This window comes from Variovorax paradoxus (assembly GCF_030811855.1).
Taxonomy (GTDB): domain Bacteria; phylum Pseudomonadota; class Gammaproteobacteria; order Burkholderiales; family Burkholderiaceae_C; genus Variovorax; species Variovorax paradoxus_L.
Genome location: NZ_JAUSRN010000008.1, coordinates 223,286 through 234,985, shown reverse-complemented (window position 1 = coordinate 234,985; position 11,700 = coordinate 223,286). Strand labels below are relative to the sequence as shown.

At 67.6% G+C, this 11,700-nt stretch carries 15 protein-coding genes; 5 read left to right on the top strand and 10 right to left on the bottom strand.

Annotated elements, in window-relative coordinates; translation table 11 throughout:
* The first annotated feature begins 45 nt into the window (after nucleotides 1-45).
* Entirely contained in the window at nucleotides 46-405 is a 360-nt protein-coding gene (locus J2X92_RS17060) for a response regulator (RefSeq protein ID WP_307577115.1), read from the top strand.
* A 13-nt stretch (nucleotides 406-418) separates the two neighbouring features.
* On the opposite strand, the gene J2X92_RS17055 is transcribed toward J2X92_RS17060, so the two are convergent.
* On the bottom strand, nucleotides 419-1,366 hold the full coding sequence (locus J2X92_RS17055; protein ID WP_307577114.1) for an adenylate/guanylate cyclase domain-containing protein: 948 nt from the start codon (nucleotides 1,364-1,366) through the stop codon (nucleotides 419-421).
* A gap of 360 nt (nucleotides 1,367-1,726) precedes the next feature.
* Between J2X92_RS17055 and J2X92_RS17050 the strand changes: the two genes are divergently transcribed.
* Complete coding sequence (locus J2X92_RS17050) at nucleotides 1,727-1,999, top strand: hypothetical protein (protein ID WP_307577113.1); 273 nt, start codon at nucleotides 1,727-1,729, stop codon at nucleotides 1,997-1,999.
* Nucleotides 2,000-2,087: 88 nt separating this feature from the next.
* Here the strand turns inward: J2X92_RS17050 and J2X92_RS17045 are convergent, their stop codons facing one another.
* The 7 genes from J2X92_RS17045 to J2X92_RS17015 form a co-directional block, all read right to left on the bottom strand.
* The gene (locus tag J2X92_RS17045) at nucleotides 2,088-3,044 is read right to left on the bottom strand and encodes an LD-carboxypeptidase (protein ID WP_307577112.1); all 957 of its coding nucleotides are present in this window, start codon (nucleotides 3,042-3,044) and stop codon (nucleotides 2,088-2,090) included.
* The gene (tadA, locus tag J2X92_RS17040; RefSeq protein ID WP_307577111.1) at nucleotides 3,041-4,159 is read right to left on the bottom strand and encodes a tRNA adenosine(34) deaminase TadA; all 1,119 of its coding nucleotides are present in this window, start codon (nucleotides 4,157-4,159) and stop codon (nucleotides 3,041-3,043) included. Before tadA ends, J2X92_RS17045 begins: the two co-directional genes overlap by 4 nt.
* A complete protein-coding gene (locus J2X92_RS17035; protein ID WP_307577110.1) occupies nucleotides 4,149-4,385 on the bottom strand; it encodes a hypothetical protein in 237 nt (78 codons plus the stop codon). Before J2X92_RS17035 ends, tadA begins: the two co-directional genes overlap by 11 nt.
* Before the next feature lie 88 nt (nucleotides 4,386-4,473).
* Nucleotides 4,474-5,172, bottom strand: a complete 699-nt coding sequence (locus J2X92_RS17030; protein WP_307577109.1) for an ankyrin repeat domain-containing protein — start codon at nucleotides 5,170-5,172, stop codon at nucleotides 4,474-4,476.
* A gap of 2 nt (nucleotides 5,173-5,174) precedes the next feature.
* Nucleotides 5,175-5,678, bottom strand: coding sequence for a GlcG/HbpS family heme-binding protein (locus tag J2X92_RS17025; RefSeq protein ID WP_307577108.1), 504 nt, complete (start codon nucleotides 5,676-5,678; stop codon nucleotides 5,175-5,177).
* Nucleotides 5,679-5,814: 136 nt separating this feature from the next.
* On the bottom strand, nucleotides 5,815-6,453 hold the full coding sequence (locus J2X92_RS17020) for a response regulator transcription factor (RefSeq protein ID WP_307577107.1): 639 nt from the start codon (nucleotides 6,451-6,453) through the stop codon (nucleotides 5,815-5,817).
* Nucleotides 6,450-7,943 (bottom strand): sensor histidine kinase, encoded by a 1,494-nt coding sequence (locus tag J2X92_RS17015; RefSeq protein ID WP_307577106.1) that lies wholly within the window; start codon nucleotides 7,941-7,943, stop codon nucleotides 6,450-6,452. The genes J2X92_RS17020 and J2X92_RS17015 overlap by 4 nt, the downstream gene beginning before the upstream one ends.
* 62 nt (nucleotides 7,944-8,005) lie before the next feature.
* Here J2X92_RS17015 and J2X92_RS17010 point away from each other — a divergent pair, with 62 nt between their 5' ends.
* The gene (locus J2X92_RS17010) at nucleotides 8,006-9,094 is read left to right on the top strand and encodes a DUF72 domain-containing protein (RefSeq protein ID WP_307577105.1); all 1,089 of its coding nucleotides are present in this window, start codon (nucleotides 8,006-8,008) and stop codon (nucleotides 9,092-9,094) included.
* Here the strand turns inward: J2X92_RS17010 and J2X92_RS17005 are convergent.
* Both J2X92_RS17005 and J2X92_RS17000 read right to left on the bottom strand, forming a co-directional pair.
* Nucleotides 9,091-9,573, bottom strand: coding sequence for a RidA family protein (locus tag J2X92_RS17005; protein ID WP_307577104.1), 483 nt, complete (start codon nucleotides 9,571-9,573; stop codon nucleotides 9,091-9,093). The genes J2X92_RS17010 and J2X92_RS17005 overlap by 4 nt on opposite strands.
* A 115-nt stretch (nucleotides 9,574-9,688) precedes the next feature.
* A complete protein-coding gene (locus tag J2X92_RS17000) occupies nucleotides 9,689-10,294 on the bottom strand; it encodes a 2'-5' RNA ligase family protein (protein WP_307577166.1) in 606 nt (201 codons plus the stop codon).
* Nucleotides 10,295-10,369: 75 nt separating this feature from the next.
* Between J2X92_RS17000 and J2X92_RS16995 the strand changes: the two genes are divergently transcribed.
* Nucleotides 10,370-10,981 carry a DNA-3-methyladenine glycosylase I gene (locus J2X92_RS16995; protein ID WP_307577103.1) on the top strand — a complete coding sequence of 204 codons (612 nt, stop codon included), beginning with the start codon at nucleotides 10,370-10,372 and terminating at the stop codon, nucleotides 10,979-10,981.
* A gap of 49 nt (nucleotides 10,982-11,030) precedes the next feature.
* Complete coding sequence (locus J2X92_RS16990) at nucleotides 11,031-11,663, top strand: protocatechuate 3,4-dioxygenase (RefSeq protein WP_307577102.1); 633 nt, start codon at nucleotides 11,031-11,033, stop codon at nucleotides 11,661-11,663.
* Nucleotides 11,664-11,700 lie beyond the last annotated feature (37 nt).

Here is an 11,700-nt window from a genome sequence, read left to right as displayed (position 1 = left end):
ACCGGGATACTCGAAGCTTCGTTCCCCCAACAAGGCTTGCCCCCAGTGAATGTGCTGATCGTCGACGACAACGTAGCCGCGGCAGACCTGCTGCAGGAGCTCTTGACGCTGCAGGACCATACCGCCCGCTGCGCCTACACCGCCCAACAGGCCCTGGATGCGGCCGCAGCGGAGCGCTTCGATGCGGCGCTCATCGACCTCACGCTGCCCGACTTTCCGGGCAGCGAGGTGGCGCGGCGCTTGCGCTCGTCCCCGGGGGAAGGCAGCCCGAAGCTGCTCATCGCCATTTCGGGCTTCTCGGTCGAAGACGCTGCCGGCGCGGCGGCGCGCGAGCTGTTCGACCATCACCTGCAAAAGCCGATCGACATCGGCCAACTGGCCGCGCTTCTGGAAGCGCCGCACTGAGCGCGGGCAGCACCTAGCGCGCGACTTCGCGGCGCGAGAGCTGCACCTGGGCACCCGCGGTATTGAAGGCGATGGTCGGCGCGGTGATATCGCTCAGCGGCGCGCCCAGGCCGATCTCGCCGCTGCCATGCAGCACGCATTCCCCGCGCCGCAGCGCAATCTCGTTGCTGGGGCCGTCGTTGCCATGAAACCGAACCCAGGTGCCATAGGTGCTGAGATCGGTCAGCACGCAACTGCCGCTGCGCAACTCGATGCGCGCATGCAGCCGCGATACGCGCGGATCGTTGACCATGAACTGCGCGTCGTTCACCCGGCCGAGGTGGATCGGAAGCTCTTCGGTGCGGAACATGGAACGCACGTCGAGCCACGCCAGTTCGATCTGCCCAAAGGATGAATCGGGCAGGCGAGTCGGCGTCAGCGCGGCCGGCACGGTCAGGAAAGAGGTCAGTTCCTCCTGCCAGTCGATGCGGTGAACGGCGGACATTTCGCTGCGCCCGCGGATGGTGATGAGGCCCAGGTCGCGGTGACGAACCCCCACCTCGCCCATTTGTGCAATGACGGCGTCGGCCGCCCAGATCTGGCCAGGCCCCGCCAGGTCGCTGAGGCGCGACGCCAGGTTGACCGCATCGCCGAAGCAGTCGCCCTCGACCTCCAGCACTTCGCCGCTGGCCACGCCGATCTGCAGGGCCATGCGCAGCGGCACCGGCCATGCCATGAGCCGCTTGTGGTGGTAGCGCTGCAGTTCGATCACGGCGTGCGTCGCCGCGGCGGCGTTCGAGAAAGTCGCGAACACCCCGTCGCCCAGCGACTTCACGACCCGGCCGCCGTGGGCCTGGCAAATGCTGCCGATCCATTGGGTAAGCCGCGTCACCGTTTCCGTGGCCCGTACGTTTCCCATGGCTTCGAACACGCGGGAACTTCCGGTCAGGTCTGCGAAAACGATTGTGGAGTTGACACCCATGCTTGAAGGAATTCGGTGGTGGTGGCCGCTCGTGGCTACTTGCCTCGTGGCTACGTATTAGAAGCCAGGGAGACGGCGGCGCAATGCGTTCCGCCTGCTAAACCTTCGCTGCTCATGCGGCCGGGCCCTACCAATCGTTATTTCTTATTACTTTTGCAGTCATAAAACCAGGGGCCGCGCAACTGAAGAGAAAAGTTTGTTGTTTACAAACAAGAAACAGTGTTCCAGAACTTGTGAATTGCCGCATTGAGGCTTAAGGTACCAACCGTTCTGGCTTTCGGCAATACGCTTTTGGTGCTCATGTCGTCGTTTCGTCGCTTTTTCCGCCTGTTGGGAATCCCCGGCCTCGGGTCTGGCCGCGTGGGAGAAAACCAACTGAGCCGCATCCGGACAGCCATGCTTTCGGTGCTGCAGTCGCACGGTGGGCATTCGGTCCAGCGCGTCGCGCAGCGCGTGCGGTTTGCAACCGACGTCGAAGCACTCTGGTATTTGCGGCAGGACGTGATGGTGGCGCTGAGCGCCATCGACGGCGAGGCGGCCGCCCGCCGCCAGATGAAAGCCATCAACAGCATGTTCAAGGGCGGCCTGCCGGGGTCCATGGGACCGCGGGCGCACCAGCGCTTCACGCACTGAGCCTTCCTGAGGCTCCTTGAGGCTCCGGCAGCTTTCGGCTGCCGCTTTTTTTTACTGGCGCCTTCCTTCAGGCGAAACGCCGGCTTGCTCAGTGGGCATGGTCGTGGTGCGCATGGCCGTCGGCATGCCGATGGCCCCACACCATGAAAACGTCGCGTCCTTCGGCGGCCAGCTCGACCTTGGCGCCCACGGGGAGCAGCACCTTGGTCTGCACGTGGCCGAATGGAAGGCCGGTGAGCACAGGCACCTTGAGCGCGGCGCGCAGCCGGTCGACCACCGAATCGAACCCGAAACCGCGGTCGTAGCCCGGCACCTTGCGCATGCCGGTGAACTGGCCGAACACGATGGCGCGCTGGCGTGCCAGTACGCCGGCCATGCGCAGCTGGTCGAGCATGCGCTCGATACGGTACGGATGCTCGTTGGTGTCCTCGATAAAAAGCACGCCCTTGTCGACTGCCGGAAAGTAAGGCGTTCCCAGCAGGCTCGTGAGCACGCACAGGTTGCCGCCCCACAGGGTGGCGTCGTGCACGGGCTTGAGCTTCAAGTCGGCATCGCGCACTGGCATGCGCCAACCCGTGCCTTCGCCCTGCCCGCTCACGAGGTCATCGAAGCAGGCTTCCATGATGTCGTCCGAGCCGCCTTCTGCGCCGAAGTCTTCGCCAACGGCCGGGCCGGCCCAGGTCACGGCACCGGTTTTGACGAGCAGCGCGCTCTGCAATGCGGTGAAGTCGCTGACGCCGACGAATTCGGTGCCGCGCTGGATGGCTTTGGCCACGGCCTTGTAGGGAATGGCGTCCAGGATGCGCGTGAGCCCGTAGCCGCCGCGCCCGATCAGGGCAATGTCGGCACCGCTGGCGGCCGCGCGGCCAATGGCGGCGAGCCGCGTCGCGTCGTCGCCCGCAAAGCGCTGGTAGGCGGCAAGTGCCGCTTCGTCGAGTTCGACTTCGTAGCCCAGGGTCTTGAGTCTTGCGACGCCGCGGCGGAAGGCGGCCTTGTCGCGAATCGCGCTGGAGGGGGAATAGATGTAGATGTGTTTCTTGGTCACGGCGCCGAGTATCCCATTGCGTTGCGCACCTGCCGTGCGAGCAACGCAGCCTGCGAGCCGCTCGGACCGGAGGACGACGCCAAGGGGCCGAGCGCGCGCAGCGCGGCCTGGTAGCCGCGGTCCGGAAATGGCGCGCGCCATGCGTCGGCGACTTTTTCGCCGCCCTCGGGAGCCAGGAGCACGGCCGTAAAAAGATCGGGCCTGGCGGCCTGCAGCAACGCGGCAAGCCCGGCGGCCGCGGCGCTGTGCACCAGCGCCATGGGCGCCGGCGCCGTGCGATCGAGCCATTCGCTCACCACCTGGCAGTGCCATTCGAGGCGGTGCGCTGCTTCTCGCTTGGGCTTGTCGCTCTTGCCGAAGCCAATGAGGTCAGGCACCAGCGTGCGGAGTCCGGGCATTCCGACGAGGTGGCGAAAAAAATAGCCCCATTCGCCCGAGCCGTGCAAACAGATGCAGCAGGCCGCCTCCGCAGCATCCCGGGGACCTTCGTCGATATAGTGCATGCGCCAGCCATTGAGGCTGGGCAGATCCTGCACGTAGCGCGGTTCGAAGGCGTAGTCGCGAAGCGCATCGAATCGCTCGGCCGGCGTGCGCAGCGCGTCATCGCGCAAGGGCTCGGCCTGCTCGCGCGCCGCCTCGCGACGCTGCTGGAAAAACTGTTGCAACACTGCGCTGCACTCCGCGGCCAGCACGCCGCCCTGCACTTGCGTGCGGTGGTTCAGCCGGGGTTCGGCAAAAAGATCGAGCACCGAGCCGGCCGCGCCCGTCTTGGGGTCGGCCGCTCCGAACACCACGCGCGCCAGTCGCGAATGCAGCATGGCGCCCGCGCACATGGCACAGGGCTCGAGCGTGACGAACAGCTCGCAGCCGTCGAGGCGGTAGTTGCCGAGTGCCGCGGCGCCGGCGCGCAGCGCGTTAATTTCGGCGTGGGCGCTCGGGTCATGCTGCGCGACGGGTGCGTTGCGCCCCGTGGCGACGAGCTGCCCGCCCCTGACCAGCACCGCACCCACCGGCACCTCGCCGGCTTCGGCCGCCCGGCGCGCCTCGGCCAGCGCCAGCGCCATCCAGTGCGCGTCGCCGCTCGGCTGCGAAGGCTGCGTGGGCTCAGTTGTCATCCGGCATCTTGCGCGCCTGCGCCGCGGCGTCGAGCGCTTCCTTGACCTGCTTTTGCACCTGCTCGGCCTGCGTGCGCGCATTGACAGGCGCATCGCCCAGCGCGGGAGCGGCGACACCGGGCACAGACGGCAATACGGGCGCCGCTGCGGTAGCCAATTGTTTTTTCGCGAGCAGGCCGACGATTACGAGCGCCAGTACTAGGCTGAGCAATGCAAACACGCGCATCTCAGCTTCCTACCTTGGCGATGAATTGCGTGGGCATGTACATGGGGCGGTTTCCTCGTGGCGAGCCGCCATTGTCCCCGAGCCGACGCTATCTCGGGCGCGGCGCTTCCAGCAGCTTGACCATGGCCGTATAGCCGCGCGCACTGGCCAGCTGCAGCGGTGTGTTGCCCTGGCGGTCGGTCAGCTTCAGGTTGGCGCCGGCATCGATCAGCGCGGCGAGCGTGCGCTGGTGGCGCGGGCCGCCGTCGCCGAGCACGATGGCTTCGATCACCGCCGTCCAGTGCAGGTTGTTGACGTGGTCGATCGGCGCGCCCGCCGCAATCAGCTTGCGGACCACCTCGTCATGGCCCAGGTGCGCCGCGGCGATCAGCGCGGTGCCGTCGTAGCGGCTGGTCACCTGCCCGGGATTGGCGCCGAGCGACAGCAAGAGCGCGAGTGTGCTGGGGTCGTCGGCCACCGACGCGATGGTCACCGCGTCGTAGCGGTCGTCTTCGAGCGCATCGAGGTTTGCACCGGCCTTGGCGAGCAGCTTCACCGCCTCGCGCTGCCGGGCATGGGTGGCGACGTGCAAGGGCGTGCGGCCTCGCGCATCGCGCACATCGAGGTTGGCGCCGGACGCGATCAGCGCCTTGACCTTCGGCAGGTCGCCCTGCCAGGCGGCCCGGTGCAGCCCTTCGTAGGCCAGCACTTCGGCCGCTTGCGGCGGCACCTGGGCCAATACGGCGGCCGATGCGCCCATGCCGAGCGCGATCACCAATATGCCGGACCAGATACCGCACTTCATCATCGTCAGCCCAGAAGCCCCTTGACCTTTTCGAGCGCAGCATTGGCGCACTGTTCGTCGAGGTTGCCGCCGGGTGCACCGCCCACGCCCACGGCGCCGATCACGTCGTTGCCCGACTTCACCGGCACGCCGCCGCCCAGCAGCAAAAAGCCCGGCAGGTAGACGACGTTCGCGCCGCCCGGGTTCTTTTGCGAACCTTCCATCATGGCCTGGGTCGCGTTCTTGGCGGACGCCGAGGTCCAGGCCTTGCGCTCGCTCGATGCCAGCGTGTGCGGGCCGGCGTTGTCGGCACGCTGCACGGCCCGCACGGTGCCGGCGCGGTCGACCACGGTGGCGGCCACGTTGTAGCCGTTGGCAGCACAGGCCGCCACGGCTTCGGCCGCGATCTGGTTGGCCAGCGCGAGCGACATGTTCTTTTCGGTGCGCACCGCGGGAGCGGGCGTCTGGGCCTGTACGGCAGATGCGGCAAGCAAGATGGCGAGGCCGCCAAGGCGAAGGGTGGAACGCATTTTTAGTTTCTCCAGTGGATGCGAGGTGATTGCGCCGGCGCGTTGCCGGCAGCTGCGCCACTGTAGAAAACACCGGCCGCCGAGGCCATTCGTACGGCTACGCCCGGCGCTCCGTAGAACTACGGAGCGCCGGGTTTCAGGAGTCCCCGGCCACCAGCACGGCGTAGCCCCGGATCAGCTGCGCGAGCGAGTCGCAGTCGAGCTTGGCGAACAGGTTGGCGCGGTGCGTTTCCACCGTGCGCGGCGACAGCGCGAGCGTGCGCGCAATCTCCTTGTTGGTGAGGCCCTGCACGATGAAGGCCAGCACCTCTCGCTCGCGCTCCGACAGCTGCGCGACCCTCTCGCGCGCGGCGTTGTCGGCCTGCGAGCGCTCGCGCGAACGCACGTGCTGGCGCACGGCGTGCTGCAGCGCCTCGAGCAGCTGCTCGTCGTCCACCGGCTTCTCGAGAAACTCCGCCGCGCCGGCCTTGAAGGCGCGGCGGCACATCTCGACCGTTCCGTGGCCGGTCAGCATGATCACCGGCTGGTCGACGCCTTGCGCCACCAGCCGGTCGAGCACCGTGAGGCCGCTAATGCCGGGCATGCGCACGTCGAGCACGATGGCGCCGACACTCGCGCGGTCGAAGCCATCGATGAAGGCTTGCGGATCGGCCCAGCCCTGCACCCGCAGGCCGACCGTGCCGATCAGCAGCGAGAGACTCTCGCGCACCGCCTGGTCGTCGTCGATCAGGTGAATCAGCGGCGACTGCGGTTCATGAGGGGCCGGAGCGTTCATGCCGCATGCTCCGCCGGTCGGGCCACCAGGGGCAGCGCGAGCGTGAAGCGCGCGCCATGCGGCGGTACGTTGGCAGCGCTCAGGCTGCCGCCCATGCCGCTCGCCAGCGTTTCGCTCAGGCTGAGGCCAAGGCCGAGGCCACCTTCGCGCGTGCTGAAGAAGGGTTCGAAAAGGCGTGGAAAGGCTTCCGGCGAGATGCCGCGGCCGTTGTCCGTGATGGTCAGCACGCCCTCCTGACCGTTGCGGCCGACCGAGACCGCCAGCCGCCGCTCCGGCGCGGGCACGAGTTCCAGCGCCTGCAAGGCATTCATCAGCAGGTTGTGCACGATCTGCTCGAGCGCCACCGCATCGGCTTGCACGCGTACAGGGGCTTGGGCGGTGGCGTCGAACTGTGCCGACACCGAGCGCTTGGCGAACTCGGGCGCCAGCAGGTGCATGGCGCTGCGAACCAGCTCCTGGAGCACCAGCGGGCGCACCTCGCCCTCGGCCTCGGGCCGTTCGATGACGCGGCGCAGCCGGCCGACCACGCCGGCCGCCCGGCGCGCCTGCTCGACCGCCTGCCCCATGGCATCGCGTGCCGTGGCCAGGTCGGGTGGATCATCGTCGAGCAGGCGGCGCGCGGCCTGGGCATTGGCGAGCACCGCCGTGAGTGGCTGGTTCAGTTCATGCGCGAGGCCGGCCGAAAGTTCGCCCAGTGCATTGAGCCGAGCCACCTGGCCAAGTCGCAGCAGCTCTTCGGCCCGCCGGCGCGCAATGCGCTGCCGCTGCGCAGCCCAGAGCCCCGCCAGCAGCAAGCCCACTGCCCCGGCCCAGCCGGCCATGCTGCGCCAAGGCAATTCACCCCAGCCCACGTGGCGCACGGCCACCAGCTCGAAGGGCTGGCTCGGCGATGCCAGTGCCTTGGTGAGATCGAAGCGCCAGCCACTGCCGTCTCCAGGCTGGCCAGGCTGCAGCACCAGTTGCTGGCCGTCGCGCTGCAGGCTCAGCCGCACCGGACTGCGCCGCGGGTCCATCGGCCAGTCGCGCCACGGGATCGAGCCCGCCAGATCGATCTCCAGCGCGTAGCTGAAAGGCGTGGCGCCCATCACGAGCTGATAACGGCCGCGCGCAAGATCGGGCGCGGCCAATTCGGCGCGGCGCTGGCTGCGCGAACGCGCTTCTGCGGCGGCCAAGGCGCTGGCGTGCTTTTCGTCGGGCCAGGGTTCGTCACCGGCGCGCCGCTGCACCCGCAGGATCGACGGATAGACCGATGGCAGGCGCTGCTCCGGATGGTCGGCGCCGGTGCCGGGTTCCAGCAGCGCGACCGTGGCCAGCACCGCGTCGTACTGCACCACCTGTTGGCTCAGGATGCGGTGGGCAATGCGCACGTCGGAGCCGAAGTCCTGCTGCATCTGTGCAAGTTCTGCGCGCACGAGCCACACGGCACCCACGCCCGTCAAGGCGAGCCATGCCAGCCACCAGCCACCCTGTGCACGCAACCACTGTTTCATGGCGCGGATTGTGCCTCTCGCTGCGAGCCCGGCCGATGTGGGCCGAGAATGCGGGCCCAGACATGGCTGAACTGCAGGACTCCCTCTTTCCCGATCTCCCGCGCCCGGCAGAGGCGCCCCCGCCCTTGCCGCCGCCTGTCGAGGCCAAGCCTTCCGCCGAGGTGCCGACGCGCAAGAAAACACGCGGCGGCACCGTGGCCGCTGCGCCGGTCGATCCGGCACTGGTCGAGCTGGCCGGAACGCTCCCTCCCCTGCTTCGGCTCGGCACCTCTTCATGGAGCTATCCCGGCTGGGCCAATCTCGTCTGGGACGGCGAATACGCCGAAACCGCACTCTCGAAGAACGGCCTCGCCGCATTGGCGCGGCACCCGCTCTTTCGCACCGTGAGCCTGGATCGCAACTTCTATCGCGCACTCACGGCGAGCCAGTACGCACGCTACGCGGCCATGGTGCCGGACGACTTCCGCTTCGTGGTGAAGGCGCCGAGCCTGGTGACCGATGCCACGGTGCGCGATGAAAGCGGCCGGGGAACGCAGGTGAACCCGGTGTTCCTGAACAGCGAGATCGCCATCCAGGAGTTCGTGCGGCCCGCGCTCGAAGGCCTGGGCCACCGCATCGGCGCGCTGGTGTTCCAGCTGAGCCCGATTCCGTCGCAACTGCTGGCCGACCAGCCCGCCCTCCTGGCGCGCATCGGCGAAATGCTCGAAGCGCTGCCCGGTCTGAAGCCGGTCGCACCCGACGCCGTGATTGCCGTCGAAGTGCGCGACCCGCAATTGCTGTGCCCCGCCTTCGCCGACATGCTGCGCAGCGTGGGCGCCACCTTCTGCATGGGCCTGCACGCGAAGATGCCGCCCATCGAAGACCAGCTGCCGATGCTGCGCGCCCTCTGGCCCGGGCCGCTGGTGTGCCGCTGGAACCTGCATCGCCGGCATGGCCGCTTTGGCTATGAGGATGCGGAAAAGCTGTATGGCCCGTTCGACAAGATCGTCGATCCCGACCCCGAGACACGCGCGGCGCTGGCCAAGGTGATTTCCGGAACCACCCGTGCGGGCCAGCACGCCTACGTCACCGTGAGCAACAACGCCGAAGGCTGCGCGCCGCTGACGATCGCCTCGCTCGCGCGGGACATCGTCGATCTGCCGAAACGCTAGCGCTTGGCGAGCGCCGTCATTTCCAGCTCGACGCTCGCATTCTTGGGCAGCGCGTAGACGCCTACCGCGGTGCGCACATGCACACCCGCATCGCCGAACACGCGGTGCAGCAGGTCGGATGCCGCATCGGCCACTTCGCTCTGCTGGGTGAAATCGGCCGTGCACTGCACGAAGACGCCGACGCGCAGCAGCTTCTCGATGCCGTCGAGCGAGCCGAGCTCGCGCCGCAGCAGAGTCAGGCAGCGCAAGGCGCAGATCTGCGCAGCTTCGCGGGCCTTCTCGAGCGACACCTGCTCGCCCACGCGACCGGTTACGACCACCGTGGTGCCCACGCGTGGCACCTGGCCGCTGGTGTAAAGCGTATTCCCGTCGCGCGCGACGGGCGCGTAGTGCCCACCGGCGACAAGCTCGCCCTCGAAACTGTGGCCCAGCTCGGCGGCAATACGGTCTGCAATCTGGTCTCTGGTCAGGGCTGTCATTTGGCTTCCGTTGGATGAAGCCTCATTGTCGCGAGCCGCGTTCCGAAGAACAGATACAGATCGCGCGCGCCCGATGCGCAACAGATCGCCGGACCTCGCAGTTTGCGCAAGGCGATCAGACGAGCAGCGCGGAAGGATCCGGTGCAGCCGACCATCGACCCAACACTTCATAGACACGCTTGCCCACGTGGCTGTCGACCAGCGCGAATGAATCGGCGGTCCACCGGATCGGCGCGATGGGATGCGCCTTCATGTTGCTGCTGGTGTAGGCAAGGGTCATGTGAGGTGTGAAGGACGGCTCGCACGCGAACCGCGCCTTCGCCAACGCTTCGCTCAGTCGCTGCCTGAACGCCGCCAGTTCGGAAGTGCCTTCATGCCCGCACAGCACGAAAGCCTTGCTCTTTTCAAAACGCAACGCCTCGTCGAACACGACGTCGAATGACGGGGGTGCCACGGTGGCGGCCGCGCTGAGGGCAGCTTGCAACAGCTCGGGCGGCACAGCGGCAAACCTGCCGAAATGATGCAGCGTGACATGCAGGCGATGCATCCCGGTCATCTTTGCTTTCAGCGCATGCTGCTCACCGAGGCGCGCACTCTGCGCGGCGATGCGCTTCGCATCGTCGCGCTGCGGGAAGATCGCGAAAAAGACCGAGTGGGCCAGGTGCTCCCTGGGCAGCGCAGTGTCAGGGGTCTGGCGCGGTGGCGGCGGCGGGCCGGTCATTTGCAAATCTGCACCTCCTGCAAATAGGATAGCTGCCTTCGAAACGGCGCGGAGAGTACCCGGCCACAACAACACATGAATGCATTGATCGACGGTCCCGACGGCCACCCCCGCTGCCGCTGGTGCGCAACCGCTCCTGAATTCCTGGCTTATCACGACACGGAATGGGGCTTCCCGGTGAAAGACGATCGCCGCTTGTTCGAGAAGATCTGCCTGGAAGGTTTCCAGTCCGGCCTGAGCTGGCGCACCATATTGGCCAAGCGGGAGAACTTTCGCGCGGCGTTCCACGGTTTCGACTTCGAAAAAATCGCCCGCTTCACCGCGCGAGACGTCGAACGCCTGCTGCAGGACCCGGGCATCGTGCGCCACCGCGGCAAGATCGAGGCGGTGATTCACAACGCCGCAAGGGCCCAGGAGCTGGTCGCCCTCCACGGCTCGCTGGCTTCATTCTTTTGGCGCCACGAGCCGGATGCAGCGCAGCTCGGTGAACCGCAGACCGCTTCGACCTCCGAAGCGTCCATCGCCCTGTCCAAGGCCTTGAAGAAGCTCGGCTGGAAGTTCGTTGGGCCGACCACGGTGTATGCCTTCATGCAGGCCATGGGCCTCATCAACGACCATGCAACCGGTTGCGTGGTCCGGGCCAAGGCGGCACATGCCCGCAGCAGGTTCAAAAGTCCGGCACGTTGACATTCGGGTCGGAGCGGAACTCGCGCCAGCGGCGCGGCTCTGACGGACCATGAACGCCACACCAGAACACGGCCTTCCCCGGCGCACCGTCGCCGCGGCGCTGGTTGCCGCGCCCGCGCTCTGGCTGGGCGCCCGCGCGCAACCGGCGGCGGCCCGGCTCGCAACGCCTTCGCAGACCGAGGGGCCGTTCTATCCGGTCCGGCTGCCGCAAGATTCCGACAACGACCTGCTGCGCAACGGCACGCTGAACTATCGCCGCGGCCAGCCGGCCTGGGTCGACGGCACCGTGACCGACCTGGACGGCAAGCCGCTGCGCGGCGCGCAGGTCGAGATCTGGCAATGCGACGAAAACGGCCACTACCACCATCCGGGCGACGGCGACCGGGCCGACGCCGCTTTCCAGGGCTTCGGCCGCGTCGCCGTGGGCGAGGACGGCAGCTGGCGCTTTCGCACCATCCGGCCGGTCGCCTACAGCGGCCGCACACCGCACATCCACGTCAAGGTGAAGCTCGGCACGCGCGAACTGCTGACCACGCAGCTCTATGTGGCCGGCGACCCGGGCAACGCGCGCGACTTTCTCTGGCGCAACCTGCCCCAGGCCGCGAAGGACGCCGTCACCGTGCCATTCGAGCGCGGGCCGGACGGATTGCAGGCGCGATTTCCGATCGTCGTGGCGGCCTGAGCGCGCGCTCTCAGCCGCTGGTCACGCCTACGTTTCC